The following is a 24,976-nucleotide window of genomic DNA, read 5'->3' as shown; positions in this document are numbered from 1 at the left end:
TTACTTTCTTTCAGTCGCATGTCTCAAAACATCATTAAACACGTTCGAACTGATAAGCAGATATCAGGTTCTGCATTGGATGGCAGCACCAAAAGTTTGTTTTTAGAGCTTAGAGATGAGCGCACTCAATCAGTATCAATTTCTAAACTAGATCTGGAATCCATGCGTCTGGATAAAAAAGAAACTAAGCTTGAGTGGTGGTCAAAGCTTGTGGGGGCAAAGGAAAACTGTCTGTTCTGCGTGGCATATTTGGATCAAAAAGATCCTACTAATCATGTTTTCTTCACAATCGAACTCTCATCAAATCAAAAGAAAAAGCTTGATCAATTGCCTGAGTTAGAAGTAATGGGTGCGGTTCCTGAAATCTACGAACATGGATCAGAATATTATAAAACAGTGGCTGAGTTTTTAGCGTTGGATTTACCACTCTCATGCGAATACATGGAGTGGAACGATAAAATCATAATCAGCTACTATCTTCGTTCTGGTAATGGATTTGCTCGATATTTGCTTCTGATAAAAGGTGGTGAAAAACAGTGGAAAATAGTTCAAGACGAGCAAATGAAAGGTTTTTCACCTGGCTCATTTTTTGTATTTGAGGATAAGTTGATTTTTATAAAGGACGGAAATGAAGTTTGTGTTTACACTGATTAGCGTAATGATAATGACTCACTGTATTGCCAGTCCGATGGATAGCATAAGGGCTGAGCGTAGAGCAGAGGGTCTTTTTATCGTACATGAGGTTGAGGAAGAGGAGACTATTTATTCCATCGCAAAGCGATATGGAGGTTCAGTTATTGGGATTATCAAACACAATCAGATCGTAGATAATCGCATTGAAATTGGTCAGATTATCTATGTGCTCGTCGAAGAGGAAAAACCGGTGAAGGCAGTTGTCATTGAGGAATCGAATTCAAACGATGACATTCATATGGTGGAGCTAGGTGAGACATTGTATAGTATTTCCAAACGATATGACGTTAAGCTAAAAGACCTTCGCAGGTGGAATAATTTGCCTGATAACAACATTTCACCTGGAATGCAGCTGAAATTGTCACGAAATGCAGAGGTGAATGACATAAGCGAAGAACTAGATGATACCGAAGAAATAAGAGACCAACCAATAGATAGTGTAATTGTTGATAGTGTAGAAATTGAGGAAGAAGACCCATTTGCGGACTTTGAAAAGTATTTGGTGCAGACAGGGGAGACCTTGTCTACGATTGCACGAAAAATAGGCGTCCAAATGGATAGTTTGAAGCGCTGGAATGACTTGAATGGCGATTACCTTAAAATAGGGCAGGAGTTGTTCTATAAAAGTAAAGAGAAAGTGGACGCCACAGTCATCAATGAGCCAAAGAAGAAAACCCGAACACAAATCGATGATAAAGGTTTTGCAAGAATATATGAGGAGGGCATGGCGTCAGTCATCGAGTCGATGAATACCTCCAGATACCTTGCGCTCCATCGTACATTGCCAATAGGCACCAATCTGGAGGTACGAAACCTCATGAATAATCAAATAGTGCATGTGAAAGTGGTGGGAAAGCTTCCCAATACCGGACTGAATAAGAACCTTTTATTACGACTGTCTCAACCTGCCTATGACCAGTTGGGCATCCTGGACTCGAAATCACGTGTGGAAGTTTCTTATAGCAAACAGTGAATCAGCAACAATTAAAGAGCTTCCTGGATGCCAAAGTAGCGGAGTACAACCAGCCGGGGTTTATTCCCAATGACCCTGTGAGTATTCCTCATGAGTATTCCAAAAAGCAAGATATAGAGATTGCGGGGTTTATTGCTGCTGTATTTGCCTGGGGCCAGCGAAAAACAATCATTAACAAGAGTCATGAGTTTTTAAGCCCCATGGATCATTCACCACATGATTTTGTACTGCATTATTCTGAGGGTGATCTAAAGCCATTCATGGATTTTAAGCATCGTACATTCAACAGTACGGATGCATTGTATTTCCTTCATTTCTTTCGCTGGTTTTATCAAAAACACGATTCATTGGAAGAAGGTTTTATTGGTGGGTTGGGGCAAAATGCCTCCATGGAGAGCCGATTGACCCATTTTTTTGAGCTATTTTTTTCCTTGCCTGATCATCCTCTTAGAACGTATAAGCATATCCCCAACCCGGCTAGAAAATCAGCATGTAAACGAATCAACATGTTCCTCCGCTGGATGGTAAGACAGGATGATAAAGGTGTGGATTTTGGAATTTGGAAACGGATATCTCCAAGCTCGCTCGTTTGTCCCTGCGATCTACACGTGGATCGGGTGGCTAGAAAACTAAAACTGATCAAAAGGAAGCAAACGGATTGGCAGACCGCCATTGAGCTCACTGAAAACCTAAAAAAACTGGATCCATTGGATCCAGTTAAATATGATTTTGCGCTTTTTGGTTTGGGCGTGGAGGAGAAGTTTTAATATAAACTAATTCACTGCTTAATTACTCTTACTATCCGAGGTTTTCTTTGCCTTGAATTCCATCATTTGCCCCTTAACCTCTGTAAGCCCTTCAAGGTAAAAGAACACCAATGGAGCATTTGATTGAGCTTCCATCGCATCGGTCCAACTCACTGCATTTTTTACGCTTTTTACACTTTTTAATCCACCAAATCCGGAAGACGATACACTTTTCTCAGATAAGTAATTCATGTCAACTTTAACTGGAGAAGCAACGATTACACTCTCAGATTCACTTTGGTTTTTCTTTAGGTTATGGCTTTCAGAAGTATTTGAAACAGAATTGATATAAATTTCTCCTTTGGCTTTCGCTAGATTGGCAAACATAACTTGAGTTCTATTCCCCTCTTTTAAAGGTTTACGATCAATGTTAAAGAGCTTGTTCATGTTTCGCTGACATGTAAGTATTTCAAATTGACCATTTTCATTTCTCAATGTTGCTCCAAACCTCATGCTGGGTCTGTCTGCTAACAATTCCCCTGCACCTTTCACTCTTGGTGATCCTATATTAACAACTTGATGATAAACATCTCTACGCTCAACCAAATTGCCGTTAGAGTCCAATATCTTAAATAAAAGCACTACGTCAGAAGCAATATCGTAATTGGAAAGACCAGAACCTTCCAATTCTTCATTTTCAAAGAACAGTGCCCATATGGAATTGTCAGATGCTGTGACCAAATTCAATCCGGCACCTGTTCCGAACCGCCAGTATTTGGCAATGGGTTCTTTTACCCAAGAGTTCAAGTTTTCATCTGCTGTCTTATATACCACTACTTTTTTGTCTTTATTATCCTGATCAACGATCATGTACCAGCATTTATTTAAAGGGCTATAAGTTAGTCCTGCACCTCCGCTGTTCACGTTTGGTTGGCTAATTCTACCTACTTCTACCGAACAATTTGGATCTTTTGATAAATCGAAAATTTGAACAAGTGATCTTTCCTCTCTGGCTACACCAGCACCCTGAGCTACACCATACTCTGCCTCTGTCGTGACGGTCAGATATGGCCCGGTGATCTGAATGGAGCATGGATGTGCATATCCTTTTTCCAGATCCTTCATTTGACTTTCTTTCGTCTTGGTATTGTATATCCAAAGTTTACCAGGAGGATTTTTCTCACCAACAGCCAAATCACCTTTCCCTTTTGTTCCGTCACTAAAAGCGACATAGATATAGTCTTGATACTGCCCAACTGCCTGCGCATGCCAACCCCCCAGAATAGAAGTAAGATCCATGCTGCTACCTTCTATGGCTTCACGAGTTGAAGGAGAATTCGCCATCATGCTTAATATTTTTGGTTGCTCTCCTTCCAACAATTCGATGGGAATTTTCGCAATATTCACCTGACCAATACCAGGAATAGTAAATAGTAGGAATATAGCGAACGCTGCTAATACAGATTTTTTCATGATAAAAAAGTTAGGTTTTTTGGCGAATGTAATATTTGATGAACGATACTAAGCTAGTGAATAAGTGGGAAAGTTAAATCAATGACAAACTCCTTAAAATGTAAAACGCGCAAGGCATTTGCCTGAACTGCAAGCAGTTCTTCAACGCACTGAATAAGTTCTTGTAATGCTTTCCACTTAGTCCTAAGCGGGATGTTGAGCACACTCTTGGCAGAAGGCTAAGTAAGGCCATGCGCCATCATCGTTTGTTAGCATTTCGCCTTTACATGATTTTCAGGGTCTTTTCAAGCGTTCTGTAGTAATATCTAAAGTTAGAGCTGTAAATGAAATATTGTTCTCTTGCCTTCTTCATAGCATTATACATGTTTTCGTAGGCTAGAGATGCTTCAAGGAGATAGTTATTCAATTCAGGTATGTATTTTATTGATGGGTGCTTTCTAGCATGAATTCTCAATGGAATAATTAGGTTACGATGGACGTCCCTTGGAGCCAAGTTTTGCTTTTTTTGAAATTTGGTATGAATATCAAAATACCCAGTTAGAAAACTACCTAGTTCTGCGTCTATCTTTTGTCCGTCGAATTGTCTAGCAAATTGCATCAAGTTCTCAGAGAAGAATCTTAACTGCTTTAATGAATTGTTTCTTATTTCATTGTTCAGGTTGTACTTCTTACCAAACTCATCTATTTGATGATAATTCTCTTGAACCCAAAATTCAAGACCCTTCATGATCTCCCAACATTTAGAAAAAGTTCGGACTCTCAACTTGTTAGTCGCAGGAAACCTTATAGATTCAAAACCTTGGAAGAAAGCCTTATGAAATTCTCTGAACCCAATCTCTTTGAGAATTTGGAATTGGTAAAACTCCATTCGTTTTCTACTTATTTTGGATATTTTCTCGAAGTTCATAAGGTCAATGACTTCTTCCGAAATTGCCATTTGCTTTCTTGCCGTTCTTATGGATGCCTTTAATACTTGTTTAAAGATCTTTCTTTGCGAGAATCGTATTCGTGTCCTCTTAATAGAGTTTGTGAAGTAGTTTAGAAGTTGGCCAGTTGTAAATACAAGAAGAGTTATAAATATGGTAGCTGAAGTGTTCTTAGCTATTCCAAAAAAGTCACTTATGAATTGTACTAAATCACTCATTTACTGGCACTGGTGAATGCTAACGCTAAGCTAGCAAGAGTGCGCCCCGAGCTCAGCAGAAAGAAGCTAATATAGCGTAGCTGCCCAACACCTACAACGGTAGCTATGGAACACTGCAATTAGAAAGACAAAATCCAGAACCACCTCAGTTGCTAGGAGAGAGAATATATCAGAATGGGTAGCGGAGCGGTGAAGATCAAATGAATCTTGTGAATAGCACTCAGGCGCATTCGTGCTAGCAACTGTTAGCTACTGATTATTTGCAGTTCGAATTCTTGAGTTCAAGGATATCGTCTCCGTATCGGTTAAGATAATCAAGTTCAATTGCCTTGTTAATGTCGTTACAAGCCTCATCTATTTTGTCTAATTCAGTTAATACGTAAGCTCTATTTCGGTAGGCGTATGAGTTGGTTGGATAAATGCTAATTGACTCATTGATCAGATCAAGTGATTTTGACAAGTTGCCTTTTTTATAATAGGCGAATCCAATATTATTAATGATGACCGGATCGTTTGGTTTGAGTTCATCGGCTCTCTCAAAATAAGCTAGAGCGCTATCAGGTTGTTCTAGGTTCAAAAATAAGAACCCAGTATTAACGATTGTTGGTAGTAAATAAGGTTCAAGTGCTAAGGCTTCTCTCGCAATTTCAATTGCTTTTTCGTATTGTCCTTGGTCGGAGAAAATACTCATGCTTATAGTTAATGCTGAAGCTCGATAGTATTCTTGGTCAAGTAATATCTCCAGTTTCTCTAGCGCATCATCATATTTCATCATTGAATAATAGACTTGGGCAATATCTAAATGTATGCCGTTTCTAAGACTGTCATCAGTAGTTAAGCTTTGAGCACGTTGCAGATGCGTTAAAGCTTTCTGTGGTTGGTTAATTGGAAATTCAATGTATAGCATTCCAAGTCGATGAAGAATCAATGGATCTTCATTTCCGTTCTGAACAAGTTCGTATGCTAAGTCAAATGCTTCTTGTGACGCGTCTTCCAGAAAAAGGCTGTCGATTTTCTTAACTAGTTCTTGTGTTCGTTGACCGTAACTAAAGTTGAGTAGAATAGTGAAAACTATAAGAGTTAGAGAGTATTTCATTCAGGGTGTATTGGTAGCTAACAATATTGTAACAGGAATTCCTGTTATTAACCTTTCAAATATAGCAGTTACTGATTTTTCAATAAGCAAATAGATGTCAGGAGGGGTACCTTTGGTTGAAATCTGGATAGTTATCGCATTCAATAACCGTATTTATATTCGGATATAAACGGATATAATCGTTTGTATCCGAATAAAAATCAATTGCTTTTCATTTTTTAAAAACACCGTGTTGAATAACTGTTTACCCCCAATTCCCCGGATCTTCACGCCATTCTTTGAGCGTTTTCAGCACATCATTTTCAAACATGCGTTCGTCTTGAGCATGATCCAGTAAATGATGATAATCGCTGAGTACAATGAGGTCTACCGCTTTCTCCTGAAAATTTTTCTCTGCCACACCAAATCCATAAGTAAAGATGGCGACCATGCCCACCACCTCGGCACCCACTTCCCTCAGTGCATCAGCTGCAGCAAGTGAGCTACCGCCTGTAGATACCAGGTCTTCTACCAGTAGTACTTTCTGTCCTTTCTCGATCTTTCCTTCTATCATGTTTTGCAAACCATGGCCTTTAGACTTGGAACGCACATAGATGAAAGGTAGTCCCAGCTCCTCCGCTACGAGTGCTCCTTGTGGGATTCCCGCGGTAGCTACCCCCGCAATCACATCAATCCCGTCAAATGAGTTAGAAATGGCTAAGGCCAGGGCAGTCTTGATCTTTGATCGAACATCCGGGTAGGAGAGGCTCAGTCGGTTGTCACAGTAGATTGGAGACTTCCAACCTGAAGCCCAGGTGAAAGGATTTTCCGGGCTTAGTTTAATTGCTCCAATTTTCAATAGGTCAGCAGCTACTTCAGCAGCTAGTTTGGGATTGTATATGTTGATGCTCATGAGTGTACAAAAATAAAACGCCTGAATTACCGATCCATAATCTGATACGCTTGTTTGATTTTTATTTTATCATTTAATTGCTGACTCAAATTGGTCTATGAAGATTTTTATCAACGACATCCCGGTCTATATTCTCTCAGAGAAGAAAATCAACATGAAGCGTGTGTACGGATTAGTGGTACGTGAGTTTGAAGATATTGTGCCCGAGGTGTTAGTGGATGATGTGCTCATTATGAATGCGTCATTTGATCAGGTAGATGGGCTGCTCAAGCTAATGACGGATAAGAAGCTTAAGAAGGTACATTCAATATTTATTTCGTCGAGAAAAAAGAGAGATCTTATAAACTATCTAAAGAGTAAGTTTAAAGTGATTGAGGCAGCAGGTGGTATAGTTGAAAAAGACGGAAAGCTTTTAATGATTTATCGGCGAAAGGTGTGGGATATACCTAAGGGTAAATTGGATAAAGGGGAAACCATTGAAGAATGTGCGATCAGAGAGGTGGAGGAAGAAACCGGGGTAAAGGTCACTATCGATAAAGAGATTGAGGCTGTCTGGCACACCTACGTCACCAAAAAGAAATACATACTTAAGAAAACACATTGGTATGCGATGCACTGCATCGATGAGAAAAACATGGCTCCTCAGAAAGATGAGGGGATAAAAGATGTGCAATGGATGACCATCGAGGAAGTGAGAAAGGCCCTCCATAATTCATACAGATCCATACGATATGTGATGGGCGAATACACGAAGATGATGAAGGAGGTTTAGTATATCACCATTTCTGCGATCGATAGCTCCATTTTTTTTAGGTCTTTTATCTCGGTTACAAAAATTTGCCCTTCCCGCCGATAATCTTCTCTCTTCAATATCCAACCTTTTAAACCCTCGCATGGGAACAATGTATTTTGATAGTTGAAAAGTCTTACAAACTGGTCGTAATAGCTATTACTTATCTTGTCCGTAATCCAAAGTACTGAAATCAATTTTTGATTACTCACATCCAAAAGCTTCCATTTTTGACACCTGAAATTCAAGATGGTATCATATTCATTCAAAGCCTCAACTTGTAACAATGGCATATTAAGATCTATAGTAGGTGTAATTACCTCAAGATTTCCTGAAGCATCCATATTTTTCCGGGTCATGTTATCAGCATTGGAGTAAAGCGTCCCAAGGTTAATTGTTGGGGCTTTTGCTACAGACATAGTGTGTTTTTCTAAATGATCCTTAAACCAATATGTTGAAGAAGATGATGGAATAGTGTCTTTTTCAATTACACTGTAGCTTTCATAAGTCAGCCTACCTTCAAAGTTTTGTGCTGATGTCTTTAAAAATGAAAGTGAAATTAGAATTGCCAAGAAAAATTTCAAACTAAACCTCATAAGGTAAAAATGGATTGACATCACCACCATATCTGTGTACTTCACGTATGATGCTTGAACTTATTGGAGCTAGCTCCGGAGATGTAATCAAAAAGATGGTTTCCAAATCTTCATTTAAATACCTGTTGATCTGAGAAATACTGTTTTCATATTCAAAGTCAGTGGTGTTCCTGAGTCCTCTTACCAGAAATCCGGCTTCATATTTCTCAGCGAGTGAGGCGGTTAATTCATCGTAGACTTCCACTTCCACTCTGCTTTCATTTACAAAAGCCTCATTGATTTTATCAACCATCCACTCCAGCTCAAAGTAGCGTTTGTTCTTTTTTGTATTGTGACCGATTGCGATGATCACACGATCGAAAAGATCCAGGCTTCTCATCACAATATCGAAATGTCCTTTGGTGAATGGATCAAAAGATCCTGGAAAAATGGCTGTTTTCATACTGTTAAAATTATGAAGTAAAAACTCCAAATTTCATTTATAATGACACTTTTATTCTCATACTGGGAGCAGTTCGGAGTTGGTAAAAGAGGTGGTTTTCACTTAATCCAGATGATTAAACACATAGGTACCCACTCAGCACATCAAAATACTGGTGATCTTCCACTTCGTCGTATAGGTAGCTAAAACGCAAAAAGGATGGCTTGGAGCCAAAGGAAATGTTGCGGATATATCGTTTTAGAAGAGACATTTCTTCTGAGGCAGGTTTGATAAAGCCCCAAAGGAATACGTGACTTTCCTTTCCACTCATTTTCAGTTCGTTGAAAACCAGCATGATGTATTTGAGGTAATCCTCTTTCTTCCTTGCTGCAAACTGATTGTAGTAAAGTAATTTCTTACCCTCTGTAGCTACAATGTGAAGAATACCTCTATCCACATAGCAGTACATGCTTTTTTCATCAATGTGGTCGGCATGTTTCAGGAATCCTTCAATAAGAGCACTACCCTGATGAATAATGTGCACTTTCTTTTTCTTATAGATGGACTCAATCCATCTACACAGCTTTGTCTCTGCGGCAAAGACATTGACCGTATCTACTGCTACTTGCTTGTAGTAATTAACTTCTTCAAAAGATGTTTTTATTTCACTATTAAGCGCCAGATAGTCCGCCGCGCTTTCCTGCACAAACATATTTGCCGGAACCAGTGAAAATTTATGTGTTTTTAGGCAAAGCTTGACATTTTTCCAAAAACCCGCGGTTAGGTATTCATGATTGTCAAGGATGTCTTTGATTAGTCTAAGACGACCATTTACCGTTTTAATTCCCTCTAGCCGGTAATCCTCCAGACCCATCACTACATTGTCCTGGGAGTCTACAACTGCAAACTGCAGATCGTAAATCCCGACCTGCATGATAAGCGAGTAATGATCCAGTTCATCAATGGTGAACTTGGTATCCTTTACTCGCTTAACAAGCTTATAAGTCGATGTGTCTTGTGCAATCAAAATATTTTATTCCCAGTTACCTGCGGTGGTCACACTCGTACGTGATCCAAACCTCAATGGCTTTCTGGTGTTATATTCACTGTCTTCATCCCGGGTCGGATCTACCGGAGCAGGATTTTTCACCTCAATCGCATTTACATACAATCCAGCCTTCAAAATCTTGTCAGCCCAGACATCAAACTTAACAGGAGGTTGGCTGCCAGGCACATATGGCAAGGAAGCCAAATTAAATCTTGGCCATTTCTCTTTCTTGAAAAGGGAATCCATCACCGGTACTGTTCCCAAGGTATCGATTTCTACCACTATACTATCCTTTCCGTAAGGAAGTGTGATAATGGTCTCCGATTTCTCAGTCAGATAAAAACTGCCTGTATCAACGAAGGCAAGTAATTTATCCCAATCGCTCGTATACTGTCCATTGACAGACATGTAGGCAATTTCAGCTTCACGGATCATCTTGAGCTGCTCGATGATTCGAGCTTCTGCATTTTCGATTCGTTTGGCTTCATCTATGGATGATTTGATACTGTATACTAAAAATACGGCCAATGACACCCATACCACGAGCATGACCACAGAAACAATCTTCGTTTTACTCATTGCTAAATTTCTTTTTCGCTAGGTTTTTGCAATTATAAATATTTAATGGTGATTCTTGAAGCACCGAATACTATTAATGCTTAAAAGTAATCAAACCCCTAAGTTCGGCAATTTTATCTCTTGCATTAGCGGTGTGAAACGCATTATGAATGGCATTTTCACGAAGATTATTTAATTCAACCCCCGAAAAGAAGCGTGCTTCGGATAAAATTTGCTGATCCTGAGCCAATTCAGGGTCTTTTCCCAATTCTAATTCTCCCGAAATTCGAGATACTTTAAAGAATAATTCAATTGCATGATGCTTTTTACCGATAAATTCATTGGTAAATAAATACTCATCGATATCAATGTCCAGGTTCGTCTCCTCTTTAAACTCCTTTTTTAAGGTCTTTTCCAAGCTTTCACCAAAAGCAACACCTCCGCCCGGGGGAGCCCATAAATAACCTTCCGGACCGATATTATCATGTTTTAATAGTAATACACGATCATTTTCGAACAAAAGACCGCAAACCCTAACTCGGACGATATTCTCAAACTGTGATACTGTATTTTTTTTGTTCAACATTTAAATTTGATGTTCGTTAACTTTGAGTTAGAGAATTACACATTAAGCAAGGTAGGAGATGGACTATCCTTCTATGAAAATTTAAACAATTAACATATGAAATATTTAGCGTCATTGCTGTTGGTAGGATTTGCATTTTTTGCGACAGCACAGGAAGATGAGCCAATGACTGGCCCAAAGATTTCATTTTCAGAAAAATCTTTTGATTTTGGTGAAATCACACAAGGAGAGAAAGTAGAACATATTTTTGAATTTGAGAATGTGGGCAATGAGCCGCTCATTTTATCTGATGTCAGAACTACTTGCGGCTGCACAGCTCCGGAATGGCCGAAAGAGCCCGTAGCTCCGGGAAAAACGGCTAAAATCAAAGTGGTCTTTAACAGCGCAGGAAAAATGGGTATGCAAAACAAGGTGATCACGGTGATGTCCAACGCGGTTAATAACCCAGAGCGTGTGAAGATTGTGACCAATGTGATGCCTCCGGATCCTAATAACTAGTCATTCTGAACTTATTTTGGAATTTATGAGCGTGATCCAAATATTGCGCTACCGATTCTGACCATATTACTGCCTTCTTCGATGGCGATGTTATAATCGCCACTCATACCCATGGAGAGGATGTCCATTTGGACATTGGTATGGTCAGAATTTTTTATTTCATCAAAAAGTGCTTTAAGACTTTTAAACTCTCTTCTTACCTGATCCTTATCCTCCGTGAAAGTGGCCATGCCCATTAATCCAACTACCTTGATGTTTGACATTTCCTTGAGTTGATCGCTATTCAATATTTCGTCTAATTCCTCCCGATCCAGACCAAATTTGGTGTCCTCTTCAGCAATGTGCATTTGCAGCAAACAATCAATCACCCGATCTGCCTTTTTAGCACGTTTGTTGATTTCCTTGAGTAATTTGAAGGAATCCACGCCATGAATTAGGTGAACAAAATCAACGATGTATTTCACCTTGTTTCTTTGAAGGTGGCCAATCATATGCCAACGTATGTCTTTAGGTAATTCTTCTGCTTTTTGTGTGAGTTCCTGAACTTTATTCTCACCAAAATCCAAGTGACCGGAATTGTAAGCTTCTCTTACATCAGCGTTGGGTTTTGTTTTGCTTACTGCCACTAGTGTGCAGTTTTTTGGAAGGCTTTCCTTTAAATCTTTAAGTTGGCTTGATATTTCACTCATTATTGTCTCTTTTACATCCCTTAAATTTGAAATCTAAAGAATAAGTTTCAATCATATTGAATGGCAATTTTAGGTACATTACTCAAGAAGGGAATCATGTTGCGCGAAAGTCTGGAGCAACTGTATACTTCTCCGCTTGATCTTCAAAAACAGGAATTAAGAAACTTACTTATACACTGTCAAAATACGCAATTTGGAAAAGCGTACCAGTTTGATAATATACTAACCTCATTTAAAGGCGATCAGGATGACTTTTATAAGTCATTTACTGCCAATGTACCCATCTATGATTACGATAAGCTTTACGATGAATGGTGGCATCTGGCTAAAGAAGGTCAAAAGGATGTCTGTTGGCCTGGAAAAATAAAGTATTTCGCGCTGAGCTCGGGCACCTCCGGAGCATCTTCGAAATACATACCCATCACGAGGGATATGGTCAAATCCATCCGAAAGACCTCTATGAGGCAAATACTTACCATGAGTAAGTACGATCTGCCTGCCTCATTATTTTCAAAAGGGATTCTTATGCTTGGTGGTAGTACTGACCTCAAAAAAAGCGGTCATTACTTTGAAGGCGACCTATCGGGGATTACCGCTGCACAAATTCCATTCTGGTTTCAACATTTTTATAAGCCCGGAAAAAGAATCGCAAAGACCAAAGATTGGAATGACAAGCTAGAGGAGATTGTAAAAAAAGCTCCAGACTGGGACATTGGCATTATAGTAGGAGTGCCGGCGTGGCTTCAGATCATGATGGAGAAGGTTATTGAAAAATATCAATTAAAAACGATCCATGACATTTGGCCTAACCTTCAGATTTTCGTTCACGGGGGTGTTTCTTTCGAACCTTATAAGCGAGGCTTTGAAAAATTGTTAAGCAAGCCGCTTTATTACATGGAAACCTATCTAGCATCTGAGGGATTTATTGCTTTCCAGGCATATCCAAATCGAAAATCGATGAGACTGGTACTGAATAATGGAATATTCTATGAATTTGTCCCATTTAAAGAATCAAATTTTGATGATGATGGTAAGCTGATACCAGGTGCTGAGACCCTTAAAATCAATGAGGTAGAAGAAAATAAAGAATATGCACTGCTCATTACTACCAATGCAGGTGCATGGCGGTATATGATTGGAGATGTGATCAAGTTTACTTCCATTGAGGAGACTGAAATTGTCATTACCGGCAGGACTAAGCTTTTCATGAGCCTTTGTGGTGAACACCTTAGTTTAGATAATATGAATAAGGCCATTGAATTGGTTGAAGATGAATTAAAAATTGATGTAAGAGAGTTTACCTTGCTTGGTGACCGATCGGGTAGTTTATTTGCACATCACTGGTATATCGGTACAGATGACTCTGTAGATAAAGAAGAAGTGAAAGAAAGAATTGACTTTCATCTAAAAGAACTTAATGATGATTACAAGGTGGAACGAGGTTCAGCATTAAAAGAAATCAGAGTGTCTATTTTACCGACTCAAATATTTTATCAATGGATGGAATCCCAAGGAAAAGTAGGAAGCCAAAACAAATTTCCTCGTGTACTTAAGAAAGAAAAAGCCCAACTTTGGAAGAATTTTCTAATAGACCAAAATATCTCTACTAGCTAGATGCCCCCAATTATTAACGGACTGATCTTTGGCCTGATCTTCATTTTTGCATTAGGTCCTGCTTTTTTTGCGCTGATACAAACGAGTATTCAGCAGGGACTTAAAAAAGCGATTTTCCTGGCTGTTGGAATTTCTGTAAGCGATGTATTTTATGTTTTGATCGTTCTTTTTGGAATGGCAAAAGCATTAGAAACCGATGATTTTAAGTTTTGGATGGGGATCTTCGGTGTGATAATGCTCTGTGCTTATGGAGTTTACTCATGGTTTAAGATCCCAAAAATTCACACGGAAGATACCGTGGTAGATGAGTCCAATAACTTTAAGCAATTCGCGAAAGGGCTACTCTTAAATGGACTTAATCCTTTCATCATCGTTTCATGGGTAACATTGGTGAGTGCCATTGCTATCAATTTTGAATATCAGTTCAATGAGCAGATTCAATTTTTTGGAGGGATGCTTATCACCATTCTTACAATGGATATTGGAAAAGCATTTGTTGCGAATCGCTTGAAACATTTGATTACGGTGAGGTTTGTGAGAAATATGAATCGTACAGTAGCTGTGATCCTGGTTCTTTTTTCCCTACAGATTGTCTACTTTCTGCTAGTGAATTATGCATAAAAAAAGCGCATCAGTAAATTGACTGACACGCTTACCTTTGTTAACAACCTAACCTAACTATTTACTGAATAGTAAAACCAAATACTTTTTCGTCGTTTTTTGTATTTACAACCAGCGTGTAAGTACCCTCATCTAGCTTAGTGATTTCAGATAATTCCACTTTTTTTGATCGGATTTCTTTTTCTGCCTCGTTTAAGAAAATTTTGATTTCTTCTTTTTTAGGATTTGATAACCAGATTTTGGTTCCTTTATTAAAAACGGGTTGTCCGCTTTCGATGGCCACTGCTTTATCGCCGAATTGAATCTCCACATCTTGTGGTTGATTTTCAGCCTTGGTAGTACCAAATGAAACAACAAAGTTGAACGATACTACCGAAATAAGAATTGAAACTAACTTTATCATAACCTGCTTTCCTTTCTTTTACTAACACAAACAACGAGAAAAACCCTCACTTGGTATGAGGGTTTTAGTCAAGTCTTGAGAATTTTTAGGTGAATTGCAGGAATGAGCCGTTTAGGCTTTCAAATCCCTTTTATTGAGCACCCAGGTAATAAAAGTCATGTAAATAAATGCCCAAATGATAGGAATAATCCACTCAAACCAAAGTGGACCTTCTTTAATTTCCTGAAAGATGTATTTAGCAAAAGGACTCTCGTAAAACTTACCGCAAAGTTTTTCAATCGAGTAGATTGGGAAGAATTTGACTATTCCTTCTGTGTAGTCTTTCGTAAACGGCGCAAACTCTAAGATGCCGGTAATGATTGGCTCAAAAACGATGCTATATAAGAAAATAAGTACAATAGCGAACCCTGCCTTTTTAATCACCATGGCGATACTAAAAGCAAAAAGCCCAAAAACAACCAACTGCAAAAAGTAAGCTACCAGGTGTTCCATGTCTGCAAATACATACTTCAACTCTAATACATGAGAGTACTGAAAGCCTGCAATCAAACCTGATACAAAGAGTACCAGCGTACACACGGTTGCCAGAAAAAGGATCAGGGATAGCTTGGAAAGTAAAAACTCCCTTTTACTGATTCCATCTATGATGTTTTGACGTAGCGTATTATATGAGAGCTCATTGTTAACAGAGACAATGATGATAAATGAAATCAGAATTTTGACGTATGAACCCAACCAAGTGGAGTTGTGCCAGATGTCAGGGAAGTCATAGATAGGCAGCAATGTTGGTGAAATTCCTTCAATATCTGCTCCCTTGCTTTCCAACCATTCAAGGAAGAAAATTCCTCCATTGGTGATGATCAATTGTGCTAGCAAATAGAGACCAAACAGGATCCAGAAAACCCTATAGTGCTTCAGTTTAAGCCATTCCAGTGTAAAAGCTCTAATCATTTTCTTTTAATATTTTTAAGAATTCCTGTTCCAGTGATTTCGATTGTGGGATGAGTTTTTTTAATGCAATGCCTTGATCAAAACAGAATTGATTGAGGTGATCGGAGGTCTGACCGTCTTTCAGATAAGCCAGTAGCGAACCATTCTCCTTTTCTAACTTTTCTATGCCATCAAATTTTTCAACAGCATTTGATAGGGAGTCCAAATCAGAGGCTGCTATTTCTACTACGTTGGTTTCTCCGAGTATTTCATGTACAGAACCTTCGTGCAGTTTTACTCCCTTTCGGAGTATGCAAAAGTCGCTGCAAACCTTCTGAACTTCATCCAGCAGGTGACTGGCCATGATGATGGTTTTGCCCTGTGCTGCTATGTCACGGATGAGTTGCCTGACTTCAGCAATACCTTCCGGATCGAGACCATTTGTTGGTTCATCCAGCATAAGAACCGGAGGATCAGATAGGAGGGCAGCCGCTAGGGAGAGTCGTTGTTTCATTCCAAGACTATAGGCCTTGAACTTATCATTTCGGCGCTCATAAAGATTGACTTGCTTTAGGATATCATCTATTCTGTCCGTTCCACATTTTTTGATGTGAGCGACTATTCGGAGATTCTGAACGGCTGATAAATAGCTGTAAAAGCAAGGTGTTTCCAAAATGGATCCGATTTTTTGCCGGGCTTCTACATTATTCATTCCTCCAAACCATTCAAAACTGCCGCTGGTTGGCGCCACAACTTCCAGAATCATCCCTAGGGTGGTCGTTTTACCGCTACCATTTGGCCCTAGTATACCATATACCTGGCCTTCTTTGATTGTGAGATCAAGCTGATCTACAGCGGTTAGTCGGCCAAATTTCTTGGTGAGTTTATTGATTTTTAATACGCTCATTTAAATTGGTCAGTTATCATCGGTAGCAAATTGTCACTTTGGAAGCTTTGGATCAGTTCAGGAATTTTAGCGAAAGGTATAGCTCCTCGCAGGTAGAAGCACATCGCATTTTCTTCGACAGCTATCACTCCTACATATTCATCGTCTTTCCCGATGACTTTAACTTTCTGTTTTCCATAGAGGCTGATATATTCTTCATATCCTTCATTTTCATAGTCGCTTAAAAAATCGCCATATGTTTTATTGGCAACAGTAGTAGAGTCTAATGTATAAATCAGCACTTTTTCAATGTCATTGACTAGCTCATTAAATGCTGGATCCTGAGCGATATTGATCATGCGAAGGGTGCTTGGGTAAAAGCACAATGGATTCATCCAACGAGTGGTTCTCCTTGGCTCAGCAAATTCTTTGATGATGGATTCCTGCGCAAGAATGTTCCAGGATAGTGTGAAGGTGAATAAGAGTAGTAATATTTTTTTCATGTAGGTGCAAAATAAAAGGCGGGCGAAGAAAACCTCACACCCACCTTGTCAACTAACTGTCTTTAATCTACTGCTTTGTCAAGATTTTCTAAGTATTTCAATTGGTTTACCCTCATCAGGCTTGCAAGTTTTGAAATTTGCTTCAGGTCTATTTCTCCGTAGATACTCACCATCGCAAACTTCTCTTTGCCTCCTGCTATAAGTATCAGCTCTTCGATGATACCACCTTTTTCACGAATGGATATTTTCACATTTTCTTCGGCATCTTTTACAGTCATCAATTCTTCAAAGCCCGCTTTTTCTACATCTGCTACTGCTCCATCATACATGGCCTTTGGACTTGATACCTTTTCACTTGCAATCACTTTCATACCTTTCAGCTTGCTAGTAATATCGTAAAAAAGCTGTTCATCTTCTTCACTTCCCTCCATCTCTGAAAATAGAGAGAACATTTTACTACTGACGGACACTTTAGTAAAGGTCTCGTCAGTTTCATACTTATCCATGTATTTACTTACTACCTCTTGGCTAAATGCCAGGGTGGCTATGGATAGAATCATAATTGTTAATAATACTTTTTTCATGGTTATAATTTTTATGGTCTTAAATCGAGGTTTTGGTTTTCAGGATAGTTAAAAGTCCTTTAGGAATCTTCCTGAAGTTCTTCTTGTGCTTTGTTGAACTTGGAAAGTTCAAGGGTGTGTTCCTTTCCCTCTTTCAGCTCTCCACTAATCATCATCAAAGCATTTTTAGTTGCTTCAAAGGCCTTTTGAGGGTCTTCGATAGCAAATGGATCTTTTTTAGCATCATTGAACACCAATGCCGCCGTAATGATCCCAATGGTAACAGTAGCTGCAGCCGAAATCCATGCACGCTTTTTATTGACGCCTTTTGACCCTTCGTACTTCACTGACTTTTCGTTTGTGAGGTATCGGAAATAGTGACTTTCATTGGTGAGTGCCGGGTTGGATTTGAAATGCTTTTTGAGCATTTTTTCTTCCTCCAGACTGGTCTCTCCGTTCCAGTACTTTTCCAGTAGTTTATCAATTTGCGATCCCATAAGCATCTATTTTTTGCATTGCTTCTTTCACTTTCTTTCGAGCCCTGTGAATATTGACTTTTACATCACTTTCAGAGAGCCCACACGTTTCAGCTATGTCCTGATAGCTCAAGTCTTCCACTTCACGAAGGTGGAAGACCTCCTGCTGCTTAGCCGGTAGCTCTTTTAAAACCTGCTTCATCAATGACATAAAATCATTGGTGATGGCTTGGTTTTCTACCGGATCAGAATGTCTCATATTCACCACTTTCTCATCCAGGTCTGCATATCGGTTTCTTCGCATGATCTCGATGCATCGATTTCGGACGATACGAAAAGTCCACGCGTTGACTTTTTCTACTTTGTCCAGATCCTTGCGAATACTCCAGATTTTCGTGAGGCAGTCCTGCACGACATCCCTCGCCGTTTCCGGCTCACGTACAATTGATAACGCGTATCTGTACATGCCGTCACTGGCGGGTAGGATTTCTTTATGGTATAGTTTGTGTGACATTCAGTGAGATGATGGACATGTTGTAAGTAAAGTTACAGGAGTGGTGAAAAAAATTATCTTAAGGTAACTAAAACCTGATTTGAATATAAACTAGTTTAAAACCTTAATAGTATCAATAAAATTCTTTTGGTCTTTTAAATTTGCCGTTTAACGTAATAAAAAAGCTCTAAAATGACTAGTTATATTTTTTTCACTTTATTAAGTATAATAATAAGTTTTAATTCTTCAGCTCAATCACCAATTGGTTATTTTGATTCGGCTGGTACTGGGAGTAATTCTTGTTATGGGTGGGCAATAGACCCTGATTATCCCAATTCGTCTTTATCTATTCACTTTTACATTGATGGGCCAGCAGGTATTGGTCAGTTTATTGGATCAACAATAGCAAATAAGCCAAGACCTGATGTTAACTCAGCAACTGGATATCCAGGAGATCATGGATTTAACTTCACAATTCCAAATAGGTATAAGTCGGGATACAGGAAAATTTATGCATATGCTATTAATTTAGGTGGTGGCTCGAATTTACATTTAAACAATAGTCCTAAGTCTATTGGAAGCGTGCCTAATGGTAATTCTACTATATCAAATTGGGCAGGAGTTTCGAATATTGTAATTAGAACTAACAATAGGGTTGCCGGAGCAATATATTCTTTAAAATGGTATGGAAAGGAATTTATAAACAATTATGATCATGGAAGACAGTTACAATCTGCATGCATGTTCTATATGGATACTTATCTTGATGAAGCGACTGGTGAATGCTACAATCCTACGGAGGCAGGATCTGTTTTGGATGGCACAGGGAGCACTAGTACAAGTAATCTTCAAGCCCTATCAACAAATGGGGCAATTTTACAAACCCAAACGCAAATGGCATTTTATGGCGGAGTGGGATATTCTGGAAGAACTTATTATTGTAAGCAATTACCTAATCAAATTCAATATCAAAACACTCAACCAATCTCAAACCATATTTTAAAGAAAAAAGTTAAAATAGGGAGTCATGGTGTTGACCATGCTATTAAATATGATACTGAGTTTATTATTCCTAATAATGAGTCTTTTGCAGGCGCTCAGTTTGAAGTGAATGCAGTCTATTTAGATGGTAGCTTTAATAAATTTATTGGTTATGATCCTATTTCAGATACTCAAGTTTATTATAATTCATCAAATACTCCAGGGGAGCAAAGGGCATACTTACCAATAGCATATGCAAATTCTACCTATGCAATTGGAGTTTTTTCTGAAGATTATAAGCAAATAACTGGTCCTGAAATTGGTTATGTTATGCAGTATTTTGGAGGGATTAGTTCTCCAACTGGCAAAATAGGACTAGTGAGAAGAGTACCCAATATAGCCTCGAATTCAAAGCACAATTTCACGAGCTATATTGTTGTTGGGTCATTAGATAATGTTAAAGTCGCCATGCGGCAACTGTATTCTGAACTGGTTTCACCTTTAAATCTAGATTAGTGATTTGTTTCCTCGTATTGAATTAATACTACTTTGCTTTGCAAAAAAGGAAGTAAGGATTTTACCATTAACCAACATCATGTATTATTAAGTAGTATGAAACTAATATTTTTCAATGATTTACTTTAAAGTTTAAATGAAGTTTATAAATAAATTGAATAGGCTATTCAAAAGAAAAGGAACAATGAACCCACCTGATAATATAGTAAATATTAATAGTGGTGATTCATTAATAATTGGCAATGCATTCTTAAAACATTTCGTTGAATTAGGAGGACTAAAAAGGAATGATGACGTCTTAGATGTTGGATCTGGTTACGGACGGATGGCTATTCCTTTGACTGACTACTTGGAATCAAATAGCCGATATGAGGGAATTGAAATTATACCAAGAGCTGTCGATTGGTGTGTTAATAACATAACACCTAAATATGCCAATTTTAATTTCACAAGGATCAATGTGAAGAATGGACGTTATAATCCAAGTGGTACTATTAATGCACATGAATATAAATTTCCTTTTGAAGATGAGTCTTTTGATTTTGTGTTCTTAACATCTGTTTTTACACATATGCTCCCAAAAGATTTAGAAAATTATATGGCTGAAATATCAAGAGTATTAAGAAAAGGTGGGATATCATTCATTACTTATTTTATTTTAAATAATGATTCAACACCTCTTATTGATAGTGGAAATAGTACATATCATTTAAAATTTACATACGAAGGATGCCGTATAGAAAAACTAGAGGATCCAGAATATGCAATTGCATATGAGGAAGATTATATAAGTTCTTTGAACTCAAAATTCAATCTTAAGATTCAATCTACTTTCTATGGGAATTGGTGTGGACGAGATAAGTCAACTGATTTTCAAGATATAGTAGTTGCAGAAAAACTATAGTACCCCTGTCCTTTTAATTGAAGGTTAAGTCAGTTATGCTAACTACATATTATTGTAGGATTTCATTATAATATCGGTTGTTATGAAGTAATAAGTTGTGTGACATTCAGCAAGATGATGTGGAAGACAAATGAAAAGTTACAGAAGAATATAAAATTTTTTCTCAGCTATGATTTCTCACTCGAATATATTGGTCAGGTATTTGTTTCTAATGTCCCAGTAAATATAAAAGTCAGAGTCTATGGAGATGATCTCCCGATATCCTGAAAGCTCAGAAACAACCACCAACGTTGCATCTGCCAAATCCATGGGAACATCATTAAATTTTAGCGTGAGCTGTTTGATCCGTCCAATCTGATTTTCTGGTAAATCATATATTCGTAAACCTCCGCGATCCACCCATTCGAGAAGAGCTTGTTGTGCTTTTGAGTTGAAGTCCAACATATGTAGTGCTTCTGTTAAAACTGGCCAGGTCGTCCATAAGAAACCCTCATATCCTTCAAGAAAGCGCACTGCCTTGAGGTGATATTGATCCGATCGATCAAAGAGTGCAATGATCGGACCTGCATCAATGAGTGTGTTTCTCACGAAGCTTGGATTTTACTTTGCTTTTATAGGTAGCAGAGAGGTCTGCTTTCCCACTTTTGGCTGTGCCGAATAGATCACTGCCTAGTGCAAATGGAAGTTGCTTTGATTGTTCTTTATTGAAATACATGGCTAGTGCTTCTTTAACAATAGCGGATTTGGAAGAACCATGCTGCTCGCTATACTCAGTCAGTATTCGATTGGTGGCATTATCCAACCGAACATTCAGCATTTTTTCTTTTTTATCTTTCATTGTATTACAAATGTATTACATTCTTATCGGAATCAAAAATACGCTTATTTCAATCTTCTCTTTTTTCTTACCCAATAACCGATCAGGAGAAGAACAATTAAAATAGGAATTAGGTACCAACCCTTCCATTCAAATTGATACTCCAAAGGTTCCGGATCAAATAAAAGTGCAATAAGTATGAGTTGAATCTTAATCATTACAACAAGTTATGCATTAGGGGTATTTAAGCCAAATGGAGCTAGTCTGTCAACACATTGGTAATAAAGGTTGACTTGGAAAGTAGCCAAAGTAGAAGAAATACTGCGGCCCACTTCAGGTAGACATAATAGAAATCCGTCGTGTCTTTGTATCGTGTTTCTTTGATCTCAGCCTTTTCCAATCGATCAATTTCATCAAACACCTGAACAAGTGCCTCCTTGTCTGAAACACGATAGAATTTTCCATTCCCAATTTGAGCAATTTCTCTTAGGGTAGATTCATCAAAGGTGTTTTCTACCATTCTGGGACGACCGAAGAAGTCAGTACCAAAAGGGACCTTGCCCTCACGACCGATGGCAATGACATACATCTTAATGTTGTATGCATTTGCAAGGTTAGCTGCAGTGATGGGATCCACATTTCCTGCTGTATTATCTCCGTCACTTAGGAGGATCATCACTTTTGAATCTGAGTTTGATTCACGAAGAAAATTAATACCTGATGTAATGGCGTTACCAATGGCGGTACCTCTGCTTTCAATTTTATCAAAGTCAATGTCCTCAATCAATTCATAAAGAAGCCCGTAATCGGTGGTTAAGGGGCAGGACGGAAGCGCATCTCCTGAGAAAATCACCAGCCCTATTCGGTCCTGGAATCTTCCAGCCACGAAGTTTCGGGCGACCTCTTTAGCAGCTTCTAATCTGTTGGGTAGAAAATCCATGATTTGCATGGATTCAGAAATATCAATATTAAGAACAATATCAATTCCTTCGCTCCATTGCTCCACCTGTTCATTGGTTGTTTGTGGACGAGCAAGGCTGGTCATTATGAGTAGCAAACTAATGACGAAAAAAACAGAAGGAATAAATCTCAAGTACGTGATGGGATCACTTTTCAAGTCTTTCTTTGTAAGAGCGACCGGAAGGTTTTGTCTAAATCGATTGGCAATTATCCAGCGAAGGATGAAAATGAATGGAATAGCCAACATGGCATAAAACCAAAGTGGATTGGCCCAATCAAAGCTTTGCAACTTCTCCGGAGAAAACCATTCAAGTGAAAACCAATGTGCTACTTTACTTTCCATCTCTGATTTCGGCTACTTTTTTAGAATATCTATCCTGCGTAAAGTTTTCTAATTGTTGAAAATCCTGGTAAACATCCTCTTGCACTCTTTTTCCATAGACTACTCGATCAATTGATCTAAGAGGTTCAGTTAATTCATCAGTATAGTCAAAGCTTAGAATCTCTTTTGTAGTCAAAACTGAGAAGGGAGCCTTATCAAGATTTTGCTGATAATTTTTCCATAAAATGAGTGTCTTTTCTGCTAACTCCGGTTCCGGATCAACTTTCATTTTTTTGATATAACTGTTAAAGACTTCAGAAAATTGCTCATACTGAATACGCAACCTTCTCAGTTTAAACCATTTGATAATTCGCTTTCCGAAAATCAAAAGAAGAATGACAACAAGTATGATCAAACCTCCGATGATGTAGTACATCAATGGATAGTTAAACTGAGTATCGACTGCTTGATAGTCTAAGTTAGTCTTGAGTTTCGTAGAGTCTGAAACAATTGGAGCAAGTTCTGTTAGGAAGATAGAATCAAGGGGTGTTTCCAGGATCGTTGAATCCGAACCTTTCAGGATTACAGCTGGTAATTTTAAATATTGAACTTTATCAATCTCGAAAGACTGGATTGTATAAACAGTGGAGTCATAAGCCAGGCCATCCACAATTTGAGTGGAAAAGTAAGTTTTGCTGCTAAATTCAAACGGAGCGAATGAGTGAAGGCTATCCGGGAAAACCATCTCCAGGTCTGGAGGGTAGATGGCTGACATCCAGAAATTTACATCCTGACCGATGAGTAAGCTATCTTCTACAAAACCGCCTTTAACGGTGATTTCTTGTGCACTTAGATTAAATGCACATAAAAAGGCAATGATCGTTAACCAGCTTTTACCTTGTCCGTCTCGCATTGCTTCGGTTTCTGTGTCTGAAAAGTTTTATAAGTTTTGGTACGTAATCGTCCTCAGTGCCTATGGAGATATAATTCACGTCATTTCTTCTACAGAAGTCAGAAAGAGACTCTTTATTTTTTCCATGTGTTTTTTCCACTGCATTTTTAAATTCTTTCGAAGAGGTGTTTAACCAAACGGTCTTGCCGGACTCCTTTTCATGTAAAGGAACAATTCCTAAGTGGGGTACTGCGGACTCTCTTTTATCTGAAATATGAACAACGACTAAGTCGTGCTTTCTCGCCAATCCACGCATGGAATGGGTGAAATTTTCATCAATGAAATCTGAGATAATGAAGACAATGGCTTTCTTATTGAGGAGGTTTAGGGTATACTTTATACCTGCATCAAGGTCTGTTTTTTTAGATTTTGGCTTCAATGAAAACATGCGATTCACGATTTCATAGGCATGTTTCATCGTCTTGCTTGGTTTCACATAGTCTTCTACCTGATCCGAATAAGCAAGTAGTCCTACCTTACTCCCTTCTCGAATTGCAGATAGAGCTAGCAATCCGGCCATTTCTTTGGCAAGGTCAATTTTTTGACGTTTATCTTTTCCAATTTCCTGAGAGGCAGAAACATCCAGCAAGAAGAAAACGGTCTGTTCTTTTTCTTCAATGAAGGTTTTCATAAAGGTACCATGCCCTTTTGCGGTCACTCGCCAGTCAATGTTTCTTACATCATCTCCCCACTGATACGGGCGCACATCATCAAATTCAAGGCCTGAGCCTTTAAATATAGAATGAAAATCACCCTGCATTTGCGAGTTAATCGCCTTTCGAATGCGAATTTCGTACCTTCTGAGTCGTTTGAGGATGTCCTTATTCATTGA

The 24,976-nt window shown here is 38.5% G+C and carries 32 protein-coding genes; 9 read left to right on the top strand and 23 right to left on the bottom strand.

Going from position 1 to position 24,976, the window contains the following annotated elements:
* Positions 1-18 precede the first annotated feature (18 nt).
* The 3 genes from ACQK2H_RS15795 to ACQK2H_RS15785 are packed head-to-tail and all read left to right on the top strand — an operon-like array spanning position 19 to position 2,433.
* Complete coding sequence (locus tag ACQK2H_RS15795; protein ID WP_425392344.1) at positions 19-654, top strand: hypothetical protein; 636 nt, start codon at positions 19-21, stop codon at positions 652-654.
* A 10-nt stretch (positions 655-664) separates the two neighbouring features.
* On the top strand, positions 665-1,666 hold the full coding sequence (locus ACQK2H_RS15790; protein WP_425392343.1) for a LysM peptidoglycan-binding domain-containing protein: 1,002 nt from the start codon (positions 665-667) through the stop codon (positions 1,664-1,666).
* Positions 1,663-2,433, top strand: a complete 771-nt coding sequence (locus ACQK2H_RS15785) for a TIGR02757 family protein (RefSeq protein WP_425392342.1) — start codon at positions 1,663-1,665, stop codon at positions 2,431-2,433. The genes ACQK2H_RS15790 and ACQK2H_RS15785 overlap by 4 nt, the downstream gene beginning before the upstream one ends.
* An 18-nt stretch (positions 2,434-2,451) precedes the next feature.
* Here the strand turns inward: ACQK2H_RS15785 and ACQK2H_RS15780 are convergent, their stop codons facing one another.
* The 4 genes from ACQK2H_RS15780 to pyrE form a co-directional block, all read right to left on the bottom strand.
* Positions 2,452-3,885 (bottom strand): hypothetical protein, encoded by a 1,434-nt coding sequence (locus tag ACQK2H_RS15780; protein WP_425392341.1) that lies wholly within the window; start codon positions 3,883-3,885, stop codon positions 2,452-2,454.
* A gap of 262 nt (positions 3,886-4,147) precedes the next feature.
* Positions 4,148-5,029, bottom strand: a complete 882-nt coding sequence (locus ACQK2H_RS15775; RefSeq protein ID WP_425392340.1) for a hypothetical protein — start codon at positions 5,027-5,029, stop codon at positions 4,148-4,150.
* Between the two features lie 256 nt (positions 5,030-5,285).
* Positions 5,286-6,125 (bottom strand): tetratricopeptide repeat protein, encoded by an 840-nt coding sequence (locus ACQK2H_RS15770; RefSeq protein ID WP_425392339.1) that lies wholly within the window; start codon positions 6,123-6,125, stop codon positions 5,286-5,288.
* A 244-nt stretch (positions 6,126-6,369) separates the two neighbouring features.
* On the bottom strand, positions 6,370-7,011 hold the full coding sequence (gene pyrE / locus ACQK2H_RS15765) for an orotate phosphoribosyltransferase (protein ID WP_425393143.1): 642 nt from the start codon (positions 7,009-7,011) through the stop codon (positions 6,370-6,372).
* Positions 7,012-7,114: 103 nt separating this feature from the next.
* Between pyrE and ACQK2H_RS15760 the strand changes: the two genes are divergently transcribed.
* The gene (locus tag ACQK2H_RS15760) at positions 7,115-7,789 is read left to right on the top strand and encodes an NUDIX hydrolase (RefSeq protein ID WP_425392338.1); all 675 of its coding nucleotides are present in this window, start codon (positions 7,115-7,117) and stop codon (positions 7,787-7,789) included.
* On the opposite strand, the gene ACQK2H_RS15755 is transcribed toward ACQK2H_RS15760, so the two are convergent.
* From ACQK2H_RS15755 to ACQK2H_RS15735, 5 genes are all read right to left on the bottom strand, one after another.
* Complete coding sequence (locus ACQK2H_RS15755) at positions 7,786-8,379, bottom strand: hypothetical protein (RefSeq protein ID WP_425392337.1); 594 nt, start codon at positions 8,377-8,379, stop codon at positions 7,786-7,788. The genes ACQK2H_RS15760 and ACQK2H_RS15755 overlap by 4 nt on opposite strands.
* 13 nt (positions 8,380-8,392) lie before the next feature.
* The gene (gene coaD / locus ACQK2H_RS15750; protein WP_425392336.1) at positions 8,393-8,845 is read right to left on the bottom strand and encodes a pantetheine-phosphate adenylyltransferase; all 453 of its coding nucleotides are present in this window, start codon (positions 8,843-8,845) and stop codon (positions 8,393-8,395) included.
* A 115-nt stretch (positions 8,846-8,960) separates the two neighbouring features.
* The gene (locus ACQK2H_RS15745; protein WP_425392335.1) at positions 8,961-9,851 is read right to left on the bottom strand and encodes a DUF3822 family protein; all 891 of its coding nucleotides are present in this window, start codon (positions 9,849-9,851) and stop codon (positions 8,961-8,963) included.
* A 6-nt stretch (positions 9,852-9,857) separates the two neighbouring features.
* Positions 9,858-10,451, bottom strand: a complete 594-nt coding sequence (locus ACQK2H_RS15740; RefSeq protein ID WP_425392334.1) for a hypothetical protein — start codon at positions 10,449-10,451, stop codon at positions 9,858-9,860.
* Positions 10,452-10,524: 73 nt separating this feature from the next.
* A complete protein-coding gene (locus ACQK2H_RS15735) occupies positions 10,525-11,016 on the bottom strand; it encodes an NUDIX domain-containing protein (RefSeq protein WP_425392333.1) in 492 nt (163 codons plus the stop codon).
* A gap of 96 nt (positions 11,017-11,112) precedes the next feature.
* Between ACQK2H_RS15735 and ACQK2H_RS15730 the strand changes: the two genes are divergently transcribed.
* Positions 11,113-11,514 carry a DUF1573 domain-containing protein gene (locus ACQK2H_RS15730; RefSeq protein WP_425392332.1) on the top strand — a complete coding sequence of 134 codons (402 nt, stop codon included), beginning with the start codon at positions 11,113-11,115 and terminating at the stop codon, positions 11,512-11,514.
* A 23-nt stretch (positions 11,515-11,537) separates the two neighbouring features.
* Here the strand turns inward: ACQK2H_RS15730 and ACQK2H_RS15725 are convergent, their stop codons facing one another.
* A complete protein-coding gene (locus tag ACQK2H_RS15725; RefSeq protein WP_425393142.1) occupies positions 11,538-12,236 on the bottom strand; it encodes a YggS family pyridoxal phosphate-dependent enzyme in 699 nt (232 codons plus the stop codon).
* Positions 12,237-12,263: 27 nt separating this feature from the next.
* Between ACQK2H_RS15725 and ACQK2H_RS15720 the strand changes: the two genes are divergently transcribed.
* Both ACQK2H_RS15720 and ACQK2H_RS15715 read left to right on the top strand, forming a co-directional pair.
* The gene (locus tag ACQK2H_RS15720) at positions 12,264-13,817 is read left to right on the top strand and encodes a GH3 family domain-containing protein (protein ID WP_425392331.1); all 1,554 of its coding nucleotides are present in this window, start codon (positions 12,264-12,266) and stop codon (positions 13,815-13,817) included.
* The gene (locus tag ACQK2H_RS15715) at positions 13,818-14,438 is read left to right on the top strand and encodes a LysE family translocator (RefSeq protein ID WP_425392330.1); all 621 of its coding nucleotides are present in this window, start codon (positions 13,818-13,820) and stop codon (positions 14,436-14,438) included.
* 61 nt (positions 14,439-14,499) lie between these two features.
* On the opposite strand, the gene ACQK2H_RS15710 is transcribed toward ACQK2H_RS15715, so the two are convergent.
* The 7 genes from ACQK2H_RS15710 to ACQK2H_RS15680 form a co-directional block, all read right to left on the bottom strand.
* Positions 14,500-14,841 carry a hypothetical protein gene (locus tag ACQK2H_RS15710; RefSeq protein WP_425392329.1) on the bottom strand — a complete coding sequence of 114 codons (342 nt, stop codon included), beginning with the start codon at positions 14,839-14,841 and terminating at the stop codon, positions 14,500-14,502.
* Positions 14,842-14,952: 111 nt separating this feature from the next.
* Positions 14,953-15,792: an ABC transporter permease gene (locus ACQK2H_RS15705; RefSeq protein WP_425392328.1), complete on the bottom strand. Its 840-nt coding sequence runs from the start codon at positions 15,790-15,792 to the stop codon at positions 14,953-14,955.
* Entirely contained in the window at positions 15,785-16,678 is an 894-nt protein-coding gene (locus tag ACQK2H_RS15700) for an ABC transporter ATP-binding protein (RefSeq protein ID WP_425392327.1), read from the bottom strand. Before ACQK2H_RS15700 ends, ACQK2H_RS15705 begins: the two co-directional genes overlap by 8 nt.
* Positions 16,675-17,160 carry a hypothetical protein gene (locus ACQK2H_RS15695; RefSeq protein ID WP_425392326.1) on the bottom strand — a complete coding sequence of 162 codons (486 nt, stop codon included), beginning with the start codon at positions 17,158-17,160 and terminating at the stop codon, positions 16,675-16,677. Before ACQK2H_RS15695 ends, ACQK2H_RS15700 begins: the two co-directional genes overlap by 4 nt.
* Before the next feature lie 62 nt (positions 17,161-17,222).
* The gene (locus tag ACQK2H_RS15690; protein ID WP_425392325.1) at positions 17,223-17,744 is read right to left on the bottom strand and encodes a DUF4252 domain-containing protein; all 522 of its coding nucleotides are present in this window, start codon (positions 17,742-17,744) and stop codon (positions 17,223-17,225) included.
* A 59-nt stretch (positions 17,745-17,803) separates the two neighbouring features.
* A complete protein-coding gene (locus ACQK2H_RS15685) occupies positions 17,804-18,220 on the bottom strand; it encodes a hypothetical protein (protein WP_425392324.1) in 417 nt (138 codons plus the stop codon).
* Positions 18,204-18,713 (bottom strand): RNA polymerase sigma factor, encoded by a 510-nt coding sequence (locus tag ACQK2H_RS15680; RefSeq protein ID WP_425392323.1) that lies wholly within the window; start codon positions 18,711-18,713, stop codon positions 18,204-18,206. The genes ACQK2H_RS15685 and ACQK2H_RS15680 overlap by 17 nt, the downstream gene beginning before the upstream one ends.
* 171 nt (positions 18,714-18,884) lie before the next feature.
* On the opposite strand from ACQK2H_RS15680, the gene ACQK2H_RS15675 reads away from it, so the two are divergent.
* Positions 18,885-20,189, top strand: a complete 1,305-nt coding sequence (locus ACQK2H_RS15675; protein WP_425392322.1) for a hypothetical protein — start codon at positions 18,885-18,887, stop codon at positions 20,187-20,189.
* A 136-nt stretch (positions 20,190-20,325) separates the two neighbouring features.
* Positions 20,326-21,093: a class I SAM-dependent methyltransferase gene (locus tag ACQK2H_RS15670; protein WP_425392321.1), complete on the top strand. Its 768-nt coding sequence runs from the start codon at positions 20,326-20,328 to the stop codon at positions 21,091-21,093.
* A 177-nt stretch (positions 21,094-21,270) separates the two neighbouring features.
* On the opposite strand, the gene ACQK2H_RS15665 is transcribed toward ACQK2H_RS15670, so the two are convergent.
* Genes ACQK2H_RS15665 through ACQK2H_RS15640 form a run of 6 tightly spaced genes read right to left on the bottom strand, consistent with a single transcriptional unit; the run spans position 21,271 to position 24,973 of the window.
* Positions 21,271-21,681, bottom strand: coding sequence for a type II toxin-antitoxin system VapC family toxin (locus ACQK2H_RS15665; RefSeq protein WP_425392320.1), 411 nt, complete (start codon positions 21,679-21,681; stop codon positions 21,271-21,273).
* Positions 21,662-21,931, bottom strand: a complete 270-nt coding sequence (locus ACQK2H_RS15660) for a hypothetical protein (RefSeq protein ID WP_425392319.1) — start codon at positions 21,929-21,931, stop codon at positions 21,662-21,664. Before ACQK2H_RS15660 ends, ACQK2H_RS15665 begins: the two co-directional genes overlap by 20 nt.
* Before the next feature lie 44 nt (positions 21,932-21,975).
* Positions 21,976-22,128 carry a hypothetical protein gene (locus ACQK2H_RS15655; protein WP_425392318.1) on the bottom strand — a complete coding sequence of 51 codons (153 nt, stop codon included), beginning with the start codon at positions 22,126-22,128 and terminating at the stop codon, positions 21,976-21,978.
* A 41-nt stretch (positions 22,129-22,169) separates the two neighbouring features.
* A complete protein-coding gene (locus ACQK2H_RS15650; RefSeq protein ID WP_425392317.1) occupies positions 22,170-23,213 on the bottom strand; it encodes a VWA domain-containing protein in 1,044 nt (347 codons plus the stop codon).
* Positions 23,203-24,105, bottom strand: coding sequence for a hypothetical protein (locus tag ACQK2H_RS15645; RefSeq protein WP_425392316.1), 903 nt, complete (start codon positions 24,103-24,105; stop codon positions 23,203-23,205). The genes ACQK2H_RS15650 and ACQK2H_RS15645 overlap by 11 nt, the downstream gene beginning before the upstream one ends.
* Positions 24,086-24,973 carry a DUF58 domain-containing protein gene (locus ACQK2H_RS15640; protein WP_425392315.1) on the bottom strand — a complete coding sequence of 296 codons (888 nt, stop codon included), beginning with the start codon at positions 24,971-24,973 and terminating at the stop codon, positions 24,086-24,088. The genes ACQK2H_RS15645 and ACQK2H_RS15640 overlap by 20 nt, the downstream gene beginning before the upstream one ends.
* Between the last annotated feature and the right edge of the window lie 3 nt (positions 24,974-24,976).

The organism is Ekhidna sp., from assembly GCF_965228795.1.
Classification (GTDB): domain Bacteria; phylum Bacteroidota; class Bacteroidia; order Cytophagales; family Cyclobacteriaceae; genus Ekhidna.
The sequence above is the reverse complement of the archived record's forward strand: the minus strand, read 5'-3'. Positions and strand labels throughout refer to the sequence as shown.

Excerpts from the sequence above, each read along its gene's own strand:
- ACQK2H_RS15715 (WP_425392330.1), top strand. The coding sequence starts at position 13,818 with ATGCCCCCAATTATTAACGGACTGATCTTTGGCCTGATCTTCATTTTT.
- ACQK2H_RS15795 (WP_425392344.1), top strand. The coding sequence starts at position 19 with ATGTCTCAAAACATCATTAAACACGTTCGAACTGATAAGCAGATATCA.
- ACQK2H_RS15660 (WP_425392319.1), bottom strand. The coding sequence starts at position 21,931 with ATGAAAGATAAAAAAGAAAAAATGCTGAATGTTCGGTTGGATAATGCC.
- ACQK2H_RS15690 (WP_425392325.1), bottom strand. The coding sequence starts at position 17,744 with ATGAAAAAAGTATTATTAACAATTATGATTCTATCCATAGCCACCCTG.
- ACQK2H_RS15645 (WP_425392316.1), bottom strand. The coding sequence starts at position 24,105 with ATGCGAGACGGACAAGGTAAAAGCTGGTTAACGATCATTGCCTTTTTA.
- ACQK2H_RS15695 (WP_425392326.1), bottom strand. The coding sequence starts at position 17,160 with ATGAAAAAAATATTACTACTCTTATTCACCTTCACACTATCCTGGAAC.
- ACQK2H_RS15790 (WP_425392343.1), top strand. The coding sequence starts at position 665 with ATGACTCACTGTATTGCCAGTCCGATGGATAGCATAAGGGCTGAGCGT.
- ACQK2H_RS15670 (WP_425392321.1), top strand. The coding sequence starts at position 20,326 with ATGAAGTTTATAAATAAATTGAATAGGCTATTCAAAAGAAAAGGAACA.
- ACQK2H_RS15680 (WP_425392323.1), bottom strand. The coding sequence starts at position 18,713 with ATGTCACACAAACTATACCATAAAGAAATCCTACCCGCCAGTGACGGC.
- ACQK2H_RS15655 (WP_425392318.1), bottom strand. The coding sequence starts at position 22,128 with ATGATTAAGATTCAACTCATACTTATTGCACTTTTATTTGATCCGGAA.
- ACQK2H_RS15675 (WP_425392322.1), top strand. The coding sequence starts at position 18,885 with ATGACTAGTTATATTTTTTTCACTTTATTAAGTATAATAATAAGTTTT.
- ACQK2H_RS15710 (WP_425392329.1), bottom strand. The coding sequence starts at position 14,841 with ATGATAAAGTTAGTTTCAATTCTTATTTCGGTAGTATCGTTCAACTTT.
- ACQK2H_RS15730 (WP_425392332.1), top strand. The coding sequence starts at position 11,113 with ATGAAATATTTAGCGTCATTGCTGTTGGTAGGATTTGCATTTTTTGCG.
- ACQK2H_RS15700 (WP_425392327.1), bottom strand. The coding sequence starts at position 16,678 with ATGAGCGTATTAAAAATCAATAAACTCACCAAGAAATTTGGCCGACTA.
- ACQK2H_RS15685 (WP_425392324.1), bottom strand. The coding sequence starts at position 18,220 with ATGGGATCGCAAATTGATAAACTACTGGAAAAGTACTGGAACGGAGAG.
- ACQK2H_RS15650 (WP_425392317.1), bottom strand. The coding sequence starts at position 23,213 with ATGGAAAGTAAAGTAGCACATTGGTTTTCACTTGAATGGTTTTCTCCG.
- coaD (WP_425392336.1), bottom strand. The coding sequence starts at position 8,845 with ATGAAAACAGCCATTTTTCCAGGATCTTTTGATCCATTCACCAAAGGA.
- ACQK2H_RS15775 (WP_425392340.1), bottom strand. The coding sequence starts at position 5,029 with ATGAGTGATTTAGTACAATTCATAAGTGACTTTTTTGGAATAGCTAAG.
- ACQK2H_RS15770 (WP_425392339.1), bottom strand. The coding sequence starts at position 6,125 with ATGAAATACTCTCTAACTCTTATAGTTTTCACTATTCTACTCAACTTT.
- ACQK2H_RS15720 (WP_425392331.1), top strand. The coding sequence starts at position 12,264 with ATGGCAATTTTAGGTACATTACTCAAGAAGGGAATCATGTTGCGCGAA.
- ACQK2H_RS15760 (WP_425392338.1), top strand. The coding sequence starts at position 7,115 with ATGAAGATTTTTATCAACGACATCCCGGTCTATATTCTCTCAGAGAAG.
- ACQK2H_RS15705 (WP_425392328.1), bottom strand. The coding sequence starts at position 15,792 with ATGATTAGAGCTTTTACACTGGAATGGCTTAAACTGAAGCACTATAGG.
- ACQK2H_RS15735 (WP_425392333.1), bottom strand. The coding sequence starts at position 11,016 with ATGTTGAACAAAAAAAATACAGTATCACAGTTTGAGAATATCGTCCGA.
- ACQK2H_RS15640 (WP_425392315.1), bottom strand. The coding sequence starts at position 24,973 with ATGAATAAGGACATCCTCAAACGACTCAGAAGGTACGAAATTCGCATT.
- ACQK2H_RS15780 (WP_425392341.1), bottom strand. The coding sequence starts at position 3,885 with ATGAAAAAATCTGTATTAGCAGCGTTCGCTATATTCCTACTATTTACT.
- ACQK2H_RS15740 (WP_425392334.1), bottom strand. The coding sequence starts at position 10,451 with ATGAGTAAAACGAAGATTGTTTCTGTGGTCATGCTCGTGGTATGGGTG.